Raw genomic sequence first — 19,861 nt, forward strand, 5'->3', positions numbered from 1 at the left:
CCGCAAGGGGCGATGGCTGCTGCCTGCACGGCCCCGTCGCCGGCAAGCCGGCTCCTGCCGTGCAGGAGCTGGCTTGCCGGCGAACAGCGGCAGTAGCCGCACTGCTTCGGTCAGACCTTGGCCAGCACCGCCATGGCTTTCTCCAGTGCCATGCGCGCACGCTGTTCACCACTGATGCCCTGCGCCAGCAGTTGCCGCGTGGGGATTTCCAGGCTCAGCGGTACGTTTGGCGGCAAGGTGCGCAGCAGGCCGACCAGGTCGGCATCGCCCTCGCCGGGAAAACGCCGTTCATTGCGTGCCTGGCGCAGGATTTCGTCCATGTCAGCCGGCACCGGGCCGGCGACGTCGCATAATTGTGCGTAGCGCATGCGCTGCGGCGCCAGCTGCGCGAGGTCGTGCAACGCGCAGCTGGAGCGGTTGAAGTGGAACGCATCCACCAGCACGCAGCCGTTGCCGCGGTCGGCATTGGCTACCACCCGCACGGCCTGGCGCAGGTCTCGTACATCGGTCCAGGGCATGAATTCCAGGTGCGGATGAATACCGTAGCCCGCCGCCAGATCGCACAGCGCGGCAAAACGCTCGGTCAAGCGCGACTCGTCCGCATCGTTGCCAGCCACCAGAAGCTCTGTGCCACCCAGTTCGGCGCCCACGGCCAGAATCGGCTCGAAACTGGCCACACAGGTGTCCGCCTTCAGGCGCAGGATTTCCAGGTCCAGTACCTTGATACCCGTGTCGCGCAACCGCGCCTGGGTCTTGCGGCGCAGGTCGCCATCGGCCACCAGCGGAAAATGCTGCTCCTGCTCGGTGGCAGGCACCAGGCGCAGGCCAACGTGGCTGTAGCCGGCGCGGGCTGCGGCTTCAACCATGTCAGGTGGGGATAGTTCGAGCACGGTCAGCGCCGCCAGGGAAAACACTCGATCAGTCATCAGTTGTCACCAGTCAATGAAGGGCGCATTCAGGCAACCTGTTCGGGCGCACAGGCCCGGCCGCTGTCCGCTGCCTTGCGGATCGCTTCGATCAAGGCCAGGGTGCGGCCACCGTCGGCCGCGTCGATCAGCGGCGCCTGCTCGCCCCGGGCAACCCGCACGAAGTGCTGCAGCTGCAAGGTCAATGCTTCGCCGGGGGGAATGTTTTCTTCGCTCTGCAGCAACGGCGTATGCCACCCTGCACCCGCCTCGGCGTAATGCCAGCGCTTGAGCTGGGGAATGCTCAGCGCGCCCAGGGTGCCGGCGAGCAAGTAGCACGGCTGGCCATCCTGGCGTGGGTATACCGGGCTTTCGCCAGAGTCCAGCTCCCAGCTCCAGGGCGCGGCCACCGCGTCGGAGCCTGTCAGGCTGCCCAACGCACCATTGGCGAACTGCAGCAACACCGCTGCGCTGTCTTCGTTGGCATATCCGCGCACATCGTTGCGAGTGAAGGCCTGTACCTGCGCCACCTCGCCGCACAGGTGGCGCAGCAGGTCGAGGTCATGGATCAGATTGGTCAGCAGGAAACCGGCACCCGGCTCGCGGCGCCATGGGGTTTCGAAGTAGCTGTCGGGCTTTTGCAATTGCCACAGCGCGGTCACGTTGATCAAGCGGCCCAGCTTGCCATCGGTAATCACCTGGCGGGCCTGGCTGATCAACGGGTTATGCCGACGGTGATGGCCGACCAGTACCGGTACATTGCGCCGACGCGAGGCCTCGACCAGCGCGCGCACTTCATCCAGGTGCACGCCCACCGGCTTTTCCACCAGCACGGGTACGCCAGCCTCGATGCAGTCCAGCGCACTGGCGACGTGCAGGTTGTTGGGGTTGGCGACGATCACGGCCTCGGGGCGCGCGCTTTCCAGCATGTGCCGATGGTCGAAGAAGCACGGCACGCCGCATTCGGCGGCAAAGGCCTCGGCCTGCGGGCCCGGGTCGGCCACGGCACACAAACGGGCTTGCGGCACATTGAGCAGATGCCGGTAATGCTGGCGGCCCATTATGCCAGCGCCGATCAAGGCGATACGAAGGGGTGCGTTCAACAGCCTGTCCTCTTGTGATTGTTGTATTGGAAATTCCGGAACAACGTTCCGCAATCTGCCTTGAACAATCTAGAACCAGGTTCTGCTTTTCAAAAGCACAGGTAGCACAGACTGTGCGGTTATCGACCAGAAACGCGCGCACTCAGGCAAATAGCTCGCTCGCCCGGCTGGCCAGCGACAGTTCTTCCGTTGCTGCCAGCAGCAACGGCGCCAGCTCTGCCAGGCGGCTCTCTGCCAGGCGTGCACTGGGCCCGGCGATGCTCAGCACGCCAATCACATGGTCACTTTGCGGGCGCCGGACCACCGCTGCCAGGGCCGAGGTGCCAATCGCCGAGGTTTCCTCGACCCAAGCGTAACCGCGCTCACGCGCCCGGCGCAGATAGGCCAACAGCTCATCGGTGGAGCGTGGCGCCTTCGGGCCGAACTGGGCCGGGTCGGCAATCCCCTGACGCAACACCATCTGCAGCGCCTGTTCATCATCCAGGCTGGCTAGCCAGGCATGCCCGGACGCCGTGTAGAACAGCGGCGCATCGCGGCCCATGTCAGGGTCGTAGCGCAGCCCTGAGCGGGCGCCCTGGGATTTGGCGATCCAGGTCTGGCGAGCACCGTCAATCACGCCCAGACGCACCAGTTCACCGCTGTCCTGGGCCAGGCGGTCGAGTATCGGCTGGATGATGTCGGCGCCGCTGCTGGCCAGGTAACGAAAGCCCAGTGCCACCAGCTTGGCGGAGAGCTGGTAGCGGCTGTTGTCACGGTTCTGCCGCACATAGCCCAGCCTTGCCAGCTCGGTGAGCATGCGGTGGGTAGCACTCTTGGGGATGTCCATGCGCTCGGCCAGGGTTTGCAAAGGCAGCCCCTGCGGTTCACCGGCCAGGTGTTCTACAAGACTGAAGGCGCGTTCGATCTGACTACCAGCCATGACTCAGGTCCCTGAAAATTTTTGCGGATTCTAGAAGATGATTCCACAGGCCCGATACCGGGCGCAGCAAGGTCAGCGAAAATTGTCCGGTGATCGCCCATAACTTGCCGGTCCGGGCCATCTCACCCTTGCAGGCTGATGTCCTGCCGCGAAGAATATGGAACCTTGTTCCAATAACAATAGAGGACGCTTGTAATGCCTTCCGCCCCGATAGAAACCGAATGCGATGTACTGGTCATAGGGTCCGGCGCCGCCGGTCTGGCTGCCGCGGTGACGGCCGCCTGGCATGGGCAGAAGGTGATCGTGGTGGAGAAGGAAGCGGTGTTCGGCGGTGCCACTGCCTGGTCCGGCGGCTGGGCCTGGGTGCCGCGCAACCCGCTGGCACGCCGGGCCGGCATCGAGGAAAGCATCGAGCAACCGCGCACTTACCTGCGTAACGAGCTGGGGGCGTATTACAACCAAGAGCGGGTAGACGCCTTCCTCGAGGCGTGCCCGCACATGGTGGCGTTCTTTGAACAGCACACGGCGTTGCAGTTTGCCGACGGCAACGGCATACCGGACATGCACGGCGACACGCCGGGTGCGGCCGAGGGTGGGCACCAGGTGATTGCCGCGCCCTATGACGCTCGCGAAGTGGGCGCACTGCTGCCACGCTTGCGCCAGCCCCTGCGCGAAACCTCGTTCATGGGCATGCCGATCATGGCCGGTGCCGACCTTGCCGCGTTCCTCAACCTGACCCGTTCGCCCAAGGCCTTGCTGCACGTCTGCAAGCGTTTTGGCCGCCACCTGTACCACCTGGCCCGGTATGGCCGGGCGATGTACCTGGTCAACGGCGTGGCATTGGTGGCGCGCCTGGCCAAGTCGGCACAGGACCTGGGCGTGCAGCTACAAGCGTCGGCACCGGCCACGCGCCTGTTGGTCGAGAACGCTCGGGTGTGTGGGGCAGTGATAGCCACAGCGCAGGGCGAACAACCGGTGCGTGCCAAAGCCGTGGTGCTGGCGGCAGGCGGCTTCCCCAACGACCCTGCGCGGCGCCAGCAACTGTTTCCCCGCGATGCCAGTGGCCACGACAACCTGGCCTTGCCGCCCAAGGGCTGCTCGGGCGACGGCCTGCGTCTGGGCGAGTCGGTTGGCGGCGTGGTGGCCACCGACCTGAAGTCGCCGGTGGCCTGGGCGCCAGTGTCGCGAGTGCCGTACCGCGACGGTAGTGTCGGCCACTTCCCGCACATCATCGAGCGCGGCAAGCCAGGCATCATCGGCGTGTTGGCCAATGGCAGGCGTTTCGTCAACGAAGCGCATGGTTATTACGACTACGTGGCGGCCATGATTGCGGCCGTACCGGCGCATGAGGAAGTGTGCTCGTGGCTGGTCTGCGACCACCGCTTCCTGCGCCGCTACGGCCTGGGCTACGCCCGACCGGCCCCGCTGCCGGTATGGCCGCACCTGCGCAGCGGCTACCTCAGGCGCGGCGCCACGCTCGAAGCGTTGGCCGAGGCTTGCGGCATCGACCCGGTCGGGCTGCAGGCCACGGTCAGCGAATTCAACCACCACGCCCGTAACGGCCAGGACCCCGCCTTCGGCCGTGGCTCCACACCCTTCAACCGCAAGCAGGGCGACCCGCAGCATGAAGGGCCCAACCCCTGCGTGGCACCGATCGAATACGGGCCGTTCTATGCGGTAAAGGTCCAACCCGGCTGTTTTGGAACCTTTGCCGGGCTGCGCACCGACGCCAGTGCCCGGGTGCTGGATGAGGCCGGGCAGCCCATCGTCGGCCTGTACGCGGCGGGTACCGACATGGCCAGTGTATTTGGCGGCTGGTACCCGTCGGGTGGCATCAACCTGGGCCCGGCGCTGACCTTTGGCTATGTGGCCGGGCGGCATATTGCCGGGGCGCGGGAATATGAATGCAACTGACCGGCCTTGCCGACAAGGAGCAAATCTGGTTACTTCGCCCAGTCAGCCCCGGCCCCATCCCAGGAACGCCACGATGATTCACGGCAAGACGCTGCAAGCATGGTGCAACTCCCACCCCCTGATCGAGGAGCTGGTGGGGCTGCGCGAAACCCGCTGGTTCAACCCGCACATCGCTCCGGCCGCCCAGGCCCTGGCCGATGTTGGCCTGGGCGCCGTCGATGTCAGTGCGGCCAGTGCCCGGTTAACGCGCTTTGCCCCGTACCTGGCCAGCGTATTTGCTGATACCGCCGCCAGCGGCGGCATCATCGAATCGCCATTGCGCCCGCTGCCCGCGCTGCACGCCACCTTGCTGCAGGAGGCCGGCCTGCGCGCCAGCGGTTCGCTGTGGCTCAAGGCCGACAGCGAACTGCCGATCTCCGGCTCGATCAAGGCCCGCGGCGGTATTCACGAGGTGCTCAAGCATGCCGAAGACCTGGCCCTGGCCGCCGGCCTGATCAGCCTCGACAGCGACTACCGGGCGCTGGACAGCGACCAGGCGCGGGCGTTTTTCAGGCGCTACAAGGTTGCCGTCGGTTCGACCGGTAACCTCGGCCTGTCGATCGGCATCATCAGCGCCAGGCTGGGTTTCCAGGCCACCGTGCACATGTCGGCCGATGCTCGCCAGTGGAAGAAGGACAAACTGCGCGGCCATGGCGTGAATGTGGTCGAGTATGCCAGCGACTACAGCGTCGCGGTGGCGCAAGGCCGCCAGCAGGCGGCGGCGGACCCGACCTGCTATTTCGTCGATGACGAGAACTCGCCGCACCTGTTCCTTGGCTACGCCGTTGCCGCCGAGCGGCTTGCCCGGCAGTTCGACGCGGCCGGTATCCAGGTGGATGCCGAGCATCCGTTGTTCGTCTACCTGCCCTGCGGTGTCGGCGGGGGCCCCGGTGGCGTGGCGTTCGGCCTGAAGCTGCTGTGGGGCGACCATGTGCACTGCCTGTTCGCCGAACCCACCCACTCGCCATGCATGTTCCTGGGGGTGTACAGCGGGCTGCATGACGCCACCAGCGTGCAGGATTTCGGCATCGACAACCTGACCGCCGCAGACGGCCTGGCGGTGGGCCGCCCTTCAGGCTTCGTCGGCAAGGCCATGCAGCGCTTGCTCGATGGGTATTACACCGTCAGCGACGAAACGTTGTACCGGCTGTTGGTACTGGCCCATGACCTGGAACATGTACGGCTGGAACCTTCGGCGCTGGCGGGTATGCCGGGCATGGTCAAGGTGCTTGAAGCGCCCGAATACCTGGCCCGCATGGGCTTGTCGAGCGAGCGTATGGCCAGGGCCACGCACCTGGTGTGGGGGACCGGCGGCAGCATGGTACCGGAGACGGAATTTGCTGCTTATCTGAGCAAAGGCCGCTACCCAGGCACCTAGCGCCCGGGCCCTGGGCCGGCAGCGCCAGGGCTTGCTGGAACGGCTATGTCAGTCGACGAGAATCTTGGGATTGGAACTGCCCCATACGGTGTACAGGTCGGCCAGCAGCGCGCCGTTGATTTCTTCGATCTCGGCCTGGGTGATCTCGCCCTGGGCCTGCTTGCCGAACAACACCACTTCGTTGCCATCCTTCACATCAGGGAAGTCGGTGACATCGACCATCAAGGTGTTCATCGACACCTTGCCCACCACCGGCACGCGGTGGCCGTTGATCAACACATGGCCTTTGTTGGTGAACACGCGGCGATAGCCATCGGAGTAGCCGACGGTAATGTTGGCCAGGCGCGAATCACGGCTCAGGGTGAAGGTGCGGTCGTAGCCGACAGTGTTACCGGCCGGGTAGCTGTGCACCGCCGCCACATGCGACTTGAACTGCATGACCCGCTGGTACTCGGTGTGCGTCGGTACGGTATCGCCGAACAGCGCGCCACCGGTGCGCACCATGTCCAGGCGCGCTTCCGGCACTTCCAGCGTCGCGAAGGAGTTGGCCGCGTGCAGGGTGAGCTTGCTGCGATCCAGCTTGGCATGCTTGATCAGCCAGGCGGTCTGCTCGTTGAAGGCAACCAGGCCTTTACGCACATCGTCTTTGTCTTCCACGGCGAAGTGGGTCATCAGCGCAACCACCTTGAGGTGCTTCTGGTCGGTGATTTGCAGTGCTTCGCCACGGCCGGACCAAGTGGTCATCTCTACCCCGTTGCGGCTCATGCCGCTGGAATTGAGCGCGAGGTGGATGCGCAAGGTCTTGCCGTGACGCTCGGCCAGGGCATCGAGCTGGCGCGCGAACTCGGCGCTGCCGACCAGTTCTTCCATATCGTACTGCAGGGCATCTTCCACCTCACCAAGGCTGGCCAGGCGCACCCGCACCAGCTGCCCGGTGAAGCCACTGGCACGGACCACACGGGCTTCCTCGTTGCTGGCCACCGCCACGCAGGGCACGCCCTGGGCAATGATCGATGGCATCACCAGGCCGATGCCGTGGCCATAGGCGTCGGCCTTGAGCACGGCGCACAGCCTGGACTTGGCACCCAGCTCTGCCTGCAAGGTACGAATGTTGTGCTGCAGCGCGCTGGCGCTGATTTCGACCCAGGCGTTGCTGTTCTGCACAGTCAGGGCGGTGGTGCCGTTATCCATCGACAGCGGCGGTGCGGCGTACAGCGGGGCTTGGCCAGTGATCAGCAGAGCGAGGGAGGCAGCCAGGAAGGTACGGCGAAATGGCATGGTGATTTCTCTGTTCTTCTTTTGGTGATGTATGCGGCCTGGCAACCACAGGGGTGTATTGACGGTCGGCAGGCCATCGGCGAGGGTGCCACAGCCAGCGGGGGATGGCCAGCTGGCCGCACCCAGCCAACACAGGCAGGGTTGCAGTAGCGCTGCGGCGAAGCCTCAGTAGCCGGTCATCTCCAGATACCCGCGCCCCCCCGCACTGCCGGTCAACCGCACCGGCCCTTCCCAATACGGGAACCGCGTGTCCATCCACGCCTGCGGCTCCAGCGCCTCTGCCTGCACATCCAGCCCATGCCCCGGCACCTGCACCCGCCACCGCGTCGGCACGCGCTTGCCATTTTTCTGCCGCGTCCAAGCCTGCGCCTGCAACTGGATCTGCGCCCCCGCCAGCGCCACCACTTCACCTTGCGGGCCAACCCAGGTCCCGGCGCGATACGCCTCGCCCTGGGCCTGGCGCACCTGGAACAACATCAGCTTGGCGCCGTTGTCCAGGTGCAGCGAAAACCAGTCCCAACCGGTCTGCCCGGGGGCCAAGGGCTGGCTGCTCCACTCCCGGTCCAGCCAGGCCTGGCCGGTGACAGCAATGCACTGGCCGCCACGCTGCACATACCCACGCACGCGGTAATACGGCTGGCTGTAGTAATACGAAGCCTGCCCTTTGCCGGATTTCTCGCTGTAGCCCTGCTCGCCATGCAACACCAGGGGCCCATCGCTGTGCAGTTGCAAGTCGTAGCGAAAGCCCTCGGCGGAGGCCAGCATCTGCAGGTTCTCCATGCCAGCGCTGCCCTGCAGCAACCAGTCATTGATCCACGCCCGGAACGGCCGGGCCTGGATGCCAGCTTGGCCTATCCCCCCGCGTGCCAGGGTTTCACCCGACTGGTGGCCGTCCGGGCCGGTCAACGCCGCGTGCCCCAGCCACAGGTTCGGGCTGTTCCAGCCGGCAGTGTCCGGGCCTGGGCGCAGGGCCGAGCGGAATAGCGTCCATTGCACGCCCCAGTCGCGCTGGCGGGCATCCTGCAGGTTGGCGGTGACGTACCACCATTCGATGCGAAAGCCATCGTGCGCCCCGTGGTCACGTGGAAATTCCAGCCGATGCTCGCGGGTTACCTGGCTGAATGTGCCAGCCTGCTGGCCGAGCCCGGCATAGCTTTGTTCCGCCGGCTGGTCGCAGCCGCCCAGCACGCCGAACAGCAACAGCCACACGCTACGCTTCATCGGTGAACTGCCTCAACAGTTCGCGTGGCTGGCGGCGCGCCAGTTGCCACAAGGGCCAGGCGCTGGCCAACAGGCTGCTCAGCAACGCCAGCAGGGCCAACTGCAATAGCTGTGCAGGAAACACGTAAAGCGGCAGGCGCCAGCCGAATGCCTGCACGTTCAGCACCGCGACCAGGCACCAGGCCAACAGGATACCCAACGGGATGGCCAGCAGCACGGTGAGGCTGCTCAGCAGCAGCGTCTGCCCGAGGCTCAGCCAGGCCAGTTGCGCACGCCGCACCCCCAGTGCCCACAAGGGCGCCAACTGGCCCAGGCGGGTCTGGCCCAGGGTCAGCAGGTTGATGAACAGCGCCACCCCGGCCACGCCAAGGGTCAGGCTGTTGAGCGCGGCGGTGGCGGCAAAGGTACGGTTGAACACCTCGGTCGACCAGCGTTTCAGTCGGGCCTGCTCGACCACCCGGCTGTCGTCGAGGGTAAAGCGCTGCTGCAGTGCGGCCATGAGCGATGGCACCTGGTCTGCGGCCAGATCGACGCTCAAGCCCGTCAGGCTTGCCTGCGGCCAGTGCTCGCGTAAAGCGTCGGCGCCGACCAGTACGTGGCCCTTGGGGTTGCCATAATCGGCATAGACTCCTACGACTGTCAGCACACGCGGGCTGTCTGCCGGCAGCCTCAGGCTGTCCCCCAGGTGCAGGCGCAGACGCCTGGCCAGTTGTTCGCTGAGCATCACGGCTTGCCCACTGGCCAGTCGCTCCCAGGCGCCCGGCTGTTGCTCCAGCAATGGCCAGCGTGTTCGATAGACGGGATGGTCGACGATGCCCTGAAGCTGCACTGGCCAACCTTGCAGCTGCGTTTCCACGCGCCAGACAGGCAGTAGCGTGCCGGGCACGGGTTGCTGCTTGAGCCACTCGGCAATCTGCAGGCCTTGGGCGGTATCCCGTGGGGTGATGTACAGCTCGGCCGACAGGCGCTGGTCAAGCCAGCCGACAAAGGTCTTGCGAAAGCCTTCGGTCATGCTGCCTACCCCGACAGTGGCGGCCAGCGCCAGCAACAGGGCCATCAGCGCGAGCCCCAAGGCGGGCAGTTGCTGACGGCTATCGGCGACGAACCATTGCGCCAATGGTCGCCGGCAACGGCGCGCCAGCCAGGCCAGCGCGCTGTCAAGCAAGGCTGGCAGCAGCAGCGCAGCCGCCAGCAGTAGCCCCGCCAGCAGGCCGAACGCGCTGGGCAGGCTGTTACCCAGCAGGCCACAGCCCAGGGCCAACACCAGCAGCAGGCCCGCCAGCACAGCCTGACGCTGCAGCCACGGCCCCTGCGCCAGGCGCCAGGCCTGGGGTTGTGCCAGCGCCAGCAACGGTAACCGTGCAGCGCGCAATACGCTGCCGACCCCGGCCAGCAATGCCCCCACCACGCCAACCAGCACCCCCGCCAACCACCACCACGCCGGCAGGCTCAGCGTACCGGCCACCTGGGCGCCATACAGGCCGCGCAGGCTGGCGGCCACATCAGGCAGCAGCCACGCCGCCAGCGCGTACCCACTGGCCACCCCGGCGACACCGCCCAGCACGGCGAACAGGCCCAGTTCCAGCACCAGCGCCCATAACAGGACCTTCAGGCTGATGCCGCAAGCACGCAGGTTGCGTATCAGCCCGCGCCGCTGTTCCAGCGCCAGGCCGATCGCGGCATGGGCGATGAACAGGCCGACGACGAACGCCAGCAGGCCCAGTGCTGTCAGGTTGAGGTGGAAACTGTCGGTCAGCCGCTGCAGGCCGCCGTCATCCTGCCGGGGTTGCCATTCAAGCTCGGCAGCGACTTGCCCCGGCAGCGGCCCCGGCGCGGTGGCCAGCAGGCGCGACAACTGGCCAGGCGCGTGCAGCAGCGCTTGCGCGTGGCCGATATCGACCACCATCACCCCTGGGGCCAGTGCAGGCTGCAGCACCACCGGTGGCAGTAGTTGCCCTTCGCTGTCGCGTATCGCTTCCCCGGGGGCTATGTTCAGTTGACGCAGCAGGTCTGGTCCGACCCAGGCTTGCCCAGGCAGGCCGATGAACGCCTGCAAGTCGAATGCCTGTGGCTGTACGCCGGCAATGCTGCTGGCCGGCGGCAGGCTCAATGGCTCTATGCCGATCAACCGCACGCTGCGCGCCGGCTCGCCCGGCAGACGCAGGCGGCCTTCCAGTACCGGGCTCAGCGCCCAGCCCAGCCTGCGCAGTTGCACGTACAGTGCCTGGTCGAAGCGTTCGCCATGGCGCGGCACCAGCTGCGCCTGCAGCGGCGCCGCCAATACCGCGCTGGCACGGGCATAGTCGCTGCGCGCCTGGCTGTTAAGCGCCTGCACACCGGTCCACAAAGCCGTGGCCAGCCACAGGCCGGTGAGGATGCTGAAGCACTGCGCACGGTGGCGCCGCCAATGGCTGAGCAGTGCCCACAGGGCCAGCGACAGCAGTCTCATCGACCCGGTTCGGCGCGCACGCGGCCGACCTGCAAGTAGCAACGCTGCTGCAAGCGCGCCGCCAGGCGCGGGCTGTGGGTCACCATCAGCACACCGCTGCCGGCCTCGGCGACCAGTTGCAGCAGCAAACTCAGCACTTCGTCGCTGCTGGCTTCATCGAGGCTGCCGGTAGGCTCGTCGGCCAGCAGCCAGGACGGGCGCCCGGCCAGCGCACGGCCGATGGCAACCCGTTGCTGCTGGCCGCCGGACAGCTGTTCGGGGTAGCGCGCAAGCAAACCCGTCAGGCCCAGGCGTTGTGCCAGATACGCGACCCAATGCGGGTCATGCCGCGCAGCCAGGCGCGCCTGGAAGGCAAGGTTGGCCGCCACGTCCAGGCTGCTGATCAGGTTGTACTGCTGGAACACCAGGCCAACCGCCTCGCGCCGCCATAGCGCCAGCGACGCTTCGCAACGGCTGTCGAGGGCGGCGCCGTCGATCAGGATACGGCCGCTGTCGGCGCGATCGAGGCCGGCCACCAGGTGCAGCAAGGTGCTTTTGCCACTGCCTGATTCACCCATCAGCGCCAGGCTGCTGCCGCGTGCCAGGTGCAGGTCGACGCCCTGCAATACCGGCTGCAGGCCTTGTGGGGTGGGGAACGATTTGTACAGTTGTTCGATGACCAGCATCGATGGGCCTTGGTCGGTTCAGGTGTCCTTTAGGAATAGCAGGTTCGGCGCGATGCGCGTGTATCGTTCCATCGGCAGTTTGCAGCCCGCCGACCCGGTGATGAACAAATCTTCATCTTGCCGGCGGGCCGCATGATCATGGGCGTAGCGACCGTCGCCCGGTTGCTGCACGCGGCCTTCGCCTTGAGAGGGCCTGGCACCTTGCGTAGCATCACCGCCCCCGCACCCACAGGCCCGGCGTGTACAGGCCCACGTCTTACCCAGCCACGCCACCCGCAGACGAAACCGCCGATGCCGCAACCCATCCCTCTCAAGGACCACGAAAAGGAAAAGCACCTGGTCAACCGCCGGCTTCTGGCCTGCGCCGCCCTGGTCTTCAGCCTGTGCGCCGTCCTGGTGGGTAGGCTCTATGTGCTGCAGGTGGTGCAACATGACCAGCAGAGCGCCGTGTCGGAAAACAACCGCGTTCACGTGCTGCCCATCGCCCCCGAGCGTGGCCTGATCTATGACCGCAACGGCGTGGTCCTGGCCGCCAACAAGCCCAGCTTCGACCTGACCATGACCCGCGAACGGGCCGGCGGCGACACGGCCAAGGTGCTCGACACCCTGACCCAGGTCCTGGGCCTGGGCGAAGACGAGCGCAAGCAGTTCGACAAGGACCTGCGCCGGGGCCGCAAGCCGTTCGAGCCGGTCACCTTGATGGTCGGCCTGAGCGAAGAGCAGATCGCCCTGGTCGCAGTGAACCAGTTCCGTCTGCCAGGCCTGGAGGTCGAACCGCAGTTCATCCGCGAATACCCGCTGGCCGAGCACTTCGCCCATTCGGTGGGCTACGTGGGGCGGATCAACGAAAAAGAGGCCAAGGCCCTCGACAACACCGAATACCGTGGCACCCAGTCGATCGGCAAGACCGGCATCGAACATTTCTACGAAAGCCAGCTGCACGGCCACGTGGGTTATGAGGAGGTCGAGACCAACGCCCAGGGTCGGGTGATGCGGGTGCTCAACCACAAGGACCCGACCCCCGGCCAGGATATCGTCCTGACCCTCGACGCGCACTTGCAACTGGCAGCGGAAAAAGCGCTGGGCGACCGCCGTGGCTCGGTGGTGGTGCTCGACCCGGCCAACGGCGATGTGCTGGCCATGGTCAGCAACCCCAGCTTCGACCCCAACCTGTTCGTCAAGGGCATCAGCTTCCAGCAGTACGCCGCGCTGCGCGACTCCATCGACCGGCCCCTGTTCAACCGTGTGCTGCGCGGCCTTTACGCACCGGGCTCGACGGTCAAGCCGGAGGTCGCAATCGCCGGCCTCGACAGCGGCGTGATCACCCCGGGCAGCCGGGTCTTCGACCCGGGCTACTACGAACTGCCCAACTATGACCACAAGTACCGCAACTGGAACCGTAGCGGCGATGGCTGGGTGGACATGTACACCGCCATCATGCGCTCCAACGACACCTACTTCTACGACCTGGCCCACAAGCTCGGCATCGACCGCCTGCACGACTACCTGGCCGAGTTCGGCCTGGGCCAGAAGGTGTCGCTGGACATGTTCGAGGAAGCCTCGGGGTTGATGCCATCGGCCGAGTGGAAACGTGCCACGCGGCGCCAGGCCTGGTTCCCGGGCGAGACGCTGATCCTTGGCATCGGCCAGGGCTACATGCAGGTCACCCCGCTGCAACTGGCCCAGGCCACCAGCCTGCTGGCGAGCAAGGGCGTCTGGCACCGCCCGCACCTGGCGAGGAGCGTGGGCGGCGTGGCCCCGGTCGATCCCCACCCAATGCCCGACATCGTGCTGCATGACAAGCATGCCTGGGACCAGGTCAGCCAGGGCATGCAGATGGTCATGCACGACCCGCGGGGGATCGCCCGTGCCGCCGCGGCTGGCGCGCAGTACCGGATTGCCGGCAAGAGCGGCACCGCGCAGGTGGTGGCGATCAGGCAAGGCGAGCGCTACAACCGCGACAAGACCCAGGAGCGGCACCGCGACAACGCCCTGTTCGTCGGCTTTGCGCCCGCCGAGCACCCGAGCGTGGTGGTAGCGGTGATGATCGAGAACGGGGAAGCCGGCGGACGGGTGGCGGGCCCGGTGGTACGCGAGGTGATGGATGCCTATCTGCTGGACGACCAGGGGCATCTGAAGCCTGAATATGCCGGGGGCGCAGCCGCGCATGCTGCGCCACACAGCTAGGGGCGCACCGCCGAACAGCCTGCCGTGCGAGGCATCAGCGCGGACGGGCGCTCCAGCTTGGCAGTGCCTTGATCCTGGCAAGCCCGAGCAGAGCACGCCGGGCTCGCCACAGTCCATGCATGCATTTGGCCGGCTGAGCGCAGCCTACCGTGGAACACCCATGGAACTCCGGGCACCTCCGTGCGTTCTTAAACACTGAGTGGTTTATTTCCCTGTGCTTCACGTTACTGGAGAACATGCCATGCGCCACCTACTCCTCGCCCCTGCCTTGCTGCTCCTGCTGCCTGCCGGTGCTGCCCTGGCTGACGTCGACGCGGGCGACGTCGCCACCTCTGCCGGTGTTTCCGCTTCGCTCTACTCGACCTTCAAGGACGACAAACGGATCATCCCGGCGCGCGACGAGCTTTCCGCTTACGTCGCCAGCGGCGGTGCAATCCGTGGCGCCTACGTGGAGGCGGCACTGGAGCAAGCGCGCAAGGAACATCCTGGCCTGCAGGCCAGTGATGAAGAACTGGCCCAGGCCATCCTGTCGCAGGACGATACCGTAGGCAATCACTGACCCGGGCCGTCCGCTGCTGAACCCGCCTCCACAAGGCCACCAAGGCCGTTGCTGGACGGGTTCAGCCGCGCAAGGGCCGGCACCGGTGAGGTTCACCCCCAACCATCCATGCGCATGGTCGCCCGCACCAGGCGCTGCTCCTCCTGCTCGATTTCGCGCAAGCTGTCGCGGATGCCGTTGATGTGCTCCCGTGCCGCCCTCTGCGCCTGCTCGGGCAACTGCTCCATGACGGCGTGATACAACCGTGCATGCTGACGGTCGATCTGGCGCTTCTGCGCCGGGCGGCAATACAGGTTGTTGACCGACGCGAACACCGTGCTCAAGGTCAGGTCGTTGAGCGATTGCAAGGTCAGTACCAGCACCGGGTTGTGCGACGCCTCGCTGATCGCGCGGTGGAAGGCATGGTCGCGGCGGGCATGCTCACGGGCATCAAGCGCCTCGTGGCCGGCATGCGCGGCAAGCATCTCGTCATAGCGCCGGCGAATCAGCAGGCGGTCGATATCGGTGGCACGCAAGGCGGCCAGGCGCGCCGATTCGGCCTCCAGCAGCGCGCGCACTTCCAGCAGGTCGAACAGCGTACGTGGCTGCGAGCTGAACAGGTGCATCAACGGTGTGCCCCCGGCCCGCCCGGTCAGGTCGGCGACAAACGAACCACGGCCCTGCTCGGTATCGATGATGCCGCGCCCACGCAGGATGCGCAGGCCTTCCCGCAGCGCCGAACGCGAGCACCCGAGCTTTTCCACCAGGCGCCGCTCCGACGGCAGGGCCTGGCCGACCTTCAGCACACCCTCGACAATCAGCCGTTCGACCCGTTCGGCCACCTGGTCGGCGACCTTGACCTTGCCTTCAGTAGCCATTGCGCACCCTCCTGCTGGTAGGACCACTTTGCCTGCCGACCTCAATCTAGCCGAGTGATACCGCCAATAACCAGCGCGTCTGGCAAAAACTGGTAGGACCAGCTTCCCGGCTACTCGACCCCAACCGCTGTGACGCGCAGGCTGCAAAGGGTGAGCGATGTGCCAACAACGACAATAACCGTTGCCGAGTGAGCCCATGAACATCCTGTACGACGAACGCGTCGATGGCGCACTGCCCGCCGTGGACCAGGCGGCCCTGCTGCAGGCGCTGCGCGATGCCCTGCCGGACCTCGAGGTACTGCACCGCGAGGAAGACCTCAAACCCTACGAATGCGATGGCCTTTCCGCCTACCGCACGGTGCCGCTGCTGGTAGTGCTGCCCGAGCGCCTGGAGCAGGTGCAGGCATTGCTCAGGCTCTGCCACCAGCGCGGCGTCCCGGTGGTCGCGCGCGGCGCCGGTACCGGCCTGTCGGGCGGCGCCTTGCCGCTGGCCAAGGGCATCCTGCTGGTGATGGCGCGCTTCAACCGCATCCTCGAGGTCAACCCGCAGGGCCGCTTCGCCCGGGTGCAGCCCGGCGTGCGCAACCTGGCCATCTCCCAGGCCGCGGCACCGCACGGCCTGTACTATGCACCAGACCCGTCCTCGCAAATTGCCTGTTCCATCGGCGGCAACGTTGCCGAAAACGCCGGTGGCGTGCACTGCCTGAAGTACGGCCTGACCGTGCACAACCTGTTGAAGGTCGAGATCCTGACGGTCGAAGGCGAACGCCTGACCTTGGGCAGCGATGCCCTGGACAGCCCCGGTTTCGACCTGCTGGCACTGTTCACCGGCTCCGAAGGCATGCTCGGCATCGTCACCGAAGTCACCGTCAAGCTACTGCCCAAACCCCAGGTGGCGCGGGTGCTGCTGGCCAGTTTCGAGCGCGTCGAGGATGCCGGCCGGGCCGTGGCCGAGATCATCGCCGCCGGGATCATCCCCGGTGGCCTGGAAATGATGGACAACCTGGCGATCCGTGCCGCCGAGGACTTCATCCACGCCGGCTACCCGGTGGACGCGGCAGCCATCCTGCTGTGCGAGCTGGATGGGGTCGAAGCCGACGTGCACGATGATTGCGACAGGGTCGCCGCCGTGCTGGCCCGGGCCGGGGCGCGCGAGGTGCGGCTGGCCAGTGACGAGGCCGAACGTGTGCGCTTCTGGGCCGGGCGCAAGAACGCCTTCCCGGCAGTGGGGCGCATTTCCCCGGACTACTACTGCATGGACGGCACCATCCCGCGCCGCGAGCTGCCGCGGGTGCTCAAGGGCATCAGCGACCTGTCCCGCGAGTATGGCCTGCGCGTGGCCAACGTGTTCCACGCCGGCGACGGCAACATGCATCCGCTGATCCTGTTCGATGCCAACCTGCCCGGTGAACTGCAGCGCGCCGAGGCCATCGGCGGCAAGATCCTCGAGCTGTGCGTGGCCGTCGGCGGCAGCATCACCGGCGAGCATGGTGTCGGGCGCGAGAAGATCAACCAGATGTGCGCGCAGTTCAGCGCCGACGAAATCACCCTGTTCCATGCGGTCAAGGCCGCCTTCGACCCGAAGGGCCTGCTCAACCCCGGCAAGAACATCCCCACCCTGCACCGCTGCGCCGAATTCGGCGCGATGCACGTGCACCATGGACAACTGCCCTTCCCCGAGCTGGAGCGCTTCTGATGAGCATGGACCGTGATATGAGCCAGGCCCTGCTGGAGCAGGTCAGCCAGGCATTGAACCAGGCTACGGCGCTGCGTATCCAGGGGGGCAACAGCAAGGCCATGCTCGGCAACCCGGTGGCCGGCGACGTGCTGGACACCCGCAGCCACCGCGGCATCGTCAGCTACGACCCGACCGAGCTGGTGCTCACCGCCCGGGCCGGCACGCCGCTGCACGAAATCGAGGCGGTGCTGCACGAAGCCGGCCAGATGCTGCCCTGCGAGCCGCCACACCTGGGCCCCGAGGCCACCGTGGGGGGCATGGTCGCAGCCGGGCTGTCAGGGCCACGGCGGCCGTGGGCCGGGTCGGTGCGTGACTACGTGCTGGGGACACGGCTGATAACCGGCCATGGCAAGTTGCTGCGCTTCGGTGGCGAGGTGATGAAGAACGTCGCCGGTTACGACGTGTCACGGCTGATGGCGGGCAGCTTCGGTTGCCTGGGACTGCTGACCGAAGTGTCGCTGAAAGTGCTGCCGCGTCCGCGCCAGTGCCTGAGCCTGCGCCTGCCGATGAGCCGCCACGAAGCGCTGCTGGAACTCGCCGAATGGGGCCAGCAACCGCTGCCGATCAGTGCCGCCTGCCATGACGGCGACGCGCTGTACCTGCGCCTGGAAGGCGGTGAAGGCTCGGTCCAGTCAGCGCGCCAGCGCCTGGGCGGCGAAGCGCTCGACAGCCGCTTCTGGAGCGACCTGCGCGAGCAGCGCCTGGCGTTCTTTGCCGACCCTGCACCGCTATGGCGCCTGTCGGTGCCGCTGGCCACCGGCGAACTGGAGTTGCCCGGCCGGCAACTGCTTGATTGGGGTGGCGCCCAGCGCTGGCTGAAGTCCACCGCAGCAGCACAGGACATCCGCGAACGGGTGGCCAGGGCCGGTGGCCATGCCACCTGTTACGTCCCAGGCGTTACCAGCAGCCCACCGCTGCCCACCGCGCTGCTGCATTACCACCGCGCCCTCAAGCAGCAACTCGACCCCCAGGGCATCTTCAACCCTGGCCGCCTGTACCCGGACCTGTGAGCCCAGACCATGCAAACCAACCTTAGCGAAAGCGCCCGGCGCCTGGCCCGCGCCGACGAAGCCGAAAGCATCCTGCGCTCCTGTGTGCATTGTGGTTTCTGCACCGCCACCTGCCCCACCTACCAGTTGCTGGGCGATGAGCTGGACGGCCCACGCGGGCGTATCTACCTGATCAAGCAGGTGCTCGAAGGCGAGCCCGTGAGCGCCAGTACCCAGACACATCTGGACCGCTGCCTGAGCTGCCGCAATTGCGAAACCACCTGCCCTTCCGGGGTGAAGTACCACGACTTGCTGGATATCGGCCGCGCCGTGGTCGACCAGCAGGTACCACGCCCACTCGGCCAGCGCCTGCTGCGCCACGGCCTGCGTGCGGTGGTGCCGCGCCCGGCGCTGTTCAAGACCCTGACCCGCAGCGGCCAGGCGCTGCGCCCACTGCTGCCGGCCACCCTCAGGCACAAGCTGCCGGCTCGCGCTGCCGCCCCCGGCGTGCGTCCGGTAGCCCGTCATGCGCGGCGGGTCCTGCTGCTGGAAGGCTGCGTGCAACCGGCCCTGTCGCCCAACACCAATGCTGCCGCCGCACGCCTGCTGGACCGCCTGGGCATCAGCGTGGAGCCGATCCACCAAGCCGGTTGCTGTGGCGCGGTGGACTACCACCTCGATGCCCAGGCACAAGGCCTGCAACGCGCGCGGCGCAATATCGACGCCTGGTGGCCCGCCATCGAGGCCGGCGCCGAGGCCATCGTGCAAACCGCCAGCGGCTGTGGCGCATTCGTGCGCGATTATGGCCACCTGCTGGAAAACGACCCGCACTACGCTGCCAAGGCCGCACGCGTCAGCGCGCTGTCGCGCGACCTGGTGGAGGTACTGCGCGACGAGCCGGTCGAGCAACTGGGTCTGTGCGCCGAACAGCGCCTGGCCTTCCATTGCCCATGCACCCTGCAACACGCGCTGAAACTGGGCGGTGCCGTGGAAGCCTTGCTCACACGCCTGGGTTTCACCCTTACCGCGGTCGCCGACAGCCACCTGTGCTGCGGCTCGGCCGGCACCTACTCGCTGACCCAGCCTGAGCTGTCGCGGCAACTGCGCGACAACCGCCTCAACGCCCTGGAAAGCGGCAAACCGCAAGTCATCGCCACCGCCAACATCGGCTGCCAGGCCCACCTCGACGGGGCCAGGCGCACGCCGGTGCGGCACTGGATCGAAATCGTCGAAGCAGCCTTGAATCCGGAGAACCACCATGCATAGCAAGCCCGTTATCGGCCAGGCCGAAGTCGCCCGAGTGCTGAGCGCCGCCCGCCAGGAAGCCCTGGCGCAACACTGGAGCGTGACCATCGCCGTGGTCGACGACGGCGGCCACCCGTTGGCCCTGGAACGCCTGGACGGCTGCGCCCCGGCGAGCGCCTACATCGCCGTGGAAAAGGCGCGCAGCGCAGCGCTTGGGCGCAGGGAGACGCGCGATTACGAGGAAATGGTCAATGCAGGCCGCACGGCGTTCGTCACCGCACCACTGCTGACCTGCCTGGAGGGCGGCGTACCGCTGCGGGTGGAGGGCCAGGTGGTAGGCGCCATTGGCGTTTCCGGGGTCAAGCCCGGGCAGGATGCCCAGGTGGCCATGGCCGCAGCTGCAGCCCTCTGAATC

Annotated in this window: 16 protein-coding genes; 8 read left to right on the plus strand and 8 right to left on the minus strand. The window is 66.6% G+C overall.

All coding sequences use genetic code 11. The annotated features are described in order from the left end of the window. Positions 1-110: 110 nt before the first annotated feature. The 3 genes from ACVWZT_RS23400 to ACVWZT_RS23410 form a co-directional block, all read right to left on the minus strand. Positions 111-926, minus strand: a complete 816-nt coding sequence (locus tag ACVWZT_RS23400) for a sugar phosphate isomerase/epimerase family protein (RefSeq protein WP_296231162.1) — start codon at positions 924-926, stop codon at positions 111-113. 29 nt (positions 927-955) lie between these two features. Then, complete coding sequence (locus ACVWZT_RS23405) at positions 956-2,008, minus strand: Gfo/Idh/MocA family protein (protein WP_457471693.1); 1,053 nt, start codon at positions 2,006-2,008, stop codon at positions 956-958. Between the two features lie 142 nt (positions 2,009-2,150). Further along, complete coding sequence (locus ACVWZT_RS23410; protein WP_457471694.1) at positions 2,151-2,927, minus strand: IclR family transcriptional regulator; 777 nt, start codon at positions 2,925-2,927, stop codon at positions 2,151-2,153. A gap of 195 nt (positions 2,928-3,122) precedes the next feature. Here ACVWZT_RS23410 and ACVWZT_RS23415 point away from each other — a divergent pair, with 195 nt between their 5' ends. Next, positions 3,123-4,841 carry an FAD-dependent oxidoreductase gene (locus tag ACVWZT_RS23415; RefSeq protein WP_457471695.1) on the plus strand — a complete coding sequence of 573 codons (1,719 nt, stop codon included), beginning with the start codon at positions 3,123-3,125 and terminating at the stop codon, positions 4,839-4,841. Between the two features lie 73 nt (positions 4,842-4,914). Then, entirely contained in the window at positions 4,915-6,258 is a 1,344-nt protein-coding gene (locus tag ACVWZT_RS23420) for a D-serine ammonia-lyase (RefSeq protein WP_457471697.1), read from the plus strand. 48 nt (positions 6,259-6,306) lie between these two features. Here ACVWZT_RS23420 and alr read toward each other — a convergent pair whose 3' ends face one another. The 4 genes from alr to ACVWZT_RS23440 all read right to left on the minus strand — a co-directional run bounded on the left by alr (position 6,307) and on the right by ACVWZT_RS23440 (position 11,871). Continuing rightward, entirely contained in the window at positions 6,307-7,536 is a 1,230-nt protein-coding gene (gene alr, locus ACVWZT_RS23425) for an alanine racemase (RefSeq protein ID WP_457471698.1), read from the minus strand. 165 nt (positions 7,537-7,701) lie between these two features. Further along, complete coding sequence (locus ACVWZT_RS23430) at positions 7,702-8,757, minus strand: lipocalin-like domain-containing protein (protein ID WP_457471699.1); 1,056 nt, start codon at positions 8,755-8,757, stop codon at positions 7,702-7,704. Next, positions 8,747-11,206: an ABC transporter permease gene (locus tag ACVWZT_RS23435; protein ID WP_457471701.1), complete on the minus strand. Its 2,460-nt coding sequence runs from the start codon at positions 11,204-11,206 to the stop codon at positions 8,747-8,749. The genes ACVWZT_RS23430 and ACVWZT_RS23435 overlap by 11 nt, the downstream gene beginning before the upstream one ends. After that, the gene (locus ACVWZT_RS23440) at positions 11,203-11,871 is read right to left on the minus strand and encodes an ABC transporter ATP-binding protein (RefSeq protein WP_457471702.1); all 669 of its coding nucleotides are present in this window, start codon (positions 11,869-11,871) and stop codon (positions 11,203-11,205) included. The genes ACVWZT_RS23435 and ACVWZT_RS23440 overlap by 4 nt, the downstream gene beginning before the upstream one ends. 291 nt (positions 11,872-12,162) lie before the next feature. Between ACVWZT_RS23440 and mrdA the strand changes: the two genes are divergently transcribed. Together mrdA and ACVWZT_RS23450 are read left to right on the plus strand one after the other, a co-directional pair. Next, the gene (mrdA, locus tag ACVWZT_RS23445) at positions 12,163-14,058 is read left to right on the plus strand and encodes a penicillin-binding protein 2 (RefSeq protein ID WP_457471704.1); all 1,896 of its coding nucleotides are present in this window, start codon (positions 12,163-12,165) and stop codon (positions 14,056-14,058) included. Positions 14,059-14,299: 241 nt separating this feature from the next. Continuing rightward, the gene (locus ACVWZT_RS23450) at positions 14,300-14,617 is read left to right on the plus strand and encodes a DUF2388 domain-containing protein (protein ID WP_296231172.1); all 318 of its coding nucleotides are present in this window, start codon (positions 14,300-14,302) and stop codon (positions 14,615-14,617) included. A 92-nt stretch (positions 14,618-14,709) separates the two neighbouring features. Here ACVWZT_RS23450 and glcC read toward each other — a convergent pair whose 3' ends face one another. Next, entirely contained in the window at positions 14,710-15,474 is a 765-nt protein-coding gene (gene glcC / locus ACVWZT_RS23455) for a transcriptional regulator GlcC (protein ID WP_296231174.1), read from the minus strand. A gap of 196 nt (positions 15,475-15,670) precedes the next feature. On the opposite strand from glcC, the gene glcD reads away from it, so the two are divergent. Genes glcD through ACVWZT_RS23475 form a run of 4 tightly spaced genes read left to right on the plus strand, consistent with a single transcriptional unit; the run spans position 15,671 to position 19,858 of the window. Next, positions 15,671-17,170, plus strand: coding sequence for a glycolate oxidase subunit GlcD (gene glcD, locus ACVWZT_RS23460; protein ID WP_457471706.1), 1,500 nt, complete (start codon positions 15,671-15,673; stop codon positions 17,168-17,170). Continuing rightward, positions 17,170-18,222, plus strand: coding sequence for a glycolate oxidase subunit GlcE (gene glcE, locus ACVWZT_RS23465; protein WP_457471707.1), 1,053 nt, complete (start codon positions 17,170-17,172; stop codon positions 18,220-18,222). Before glcD ends, glcE begins: the two co-directional genes overlap by 1 nt. Positions 18,223-18,231: 9 nt before the next feature. Then, complete coding sequence (gene glcF, locus ACVWZT_RS23470; RefSeq protein WP_457471709.1) at positions 18,232-19,467, plus strand: glycolate oxidase subunit GlcF; 1,236 nt, start codon at positions 18,232-18,234, stop codon at positions 19,465-19,467. Beyond that, the gene (locus ACVWZT_RS23475; RefSeq protein ID WP_457471710.1) at positions 19,460-19,858 is read left to right on the plus strand and encodes a heme-binding protein; all 399 of its coding nucleotides are present in this window, start codon (positions 19,460-19,462) and stop codon (positions 19,856-19,858) included. The genes glcF and ACVWZT_RS23475 overlap by 8 nt, the downstream gene beginning before the upstream one ends. Positions 19,859-19,861 lie beyond the last annotated feature (3 nt).

The sequence above is a fragment of the Pseudomonas sp. TE21394 genome (assembly GCF_054057835.1).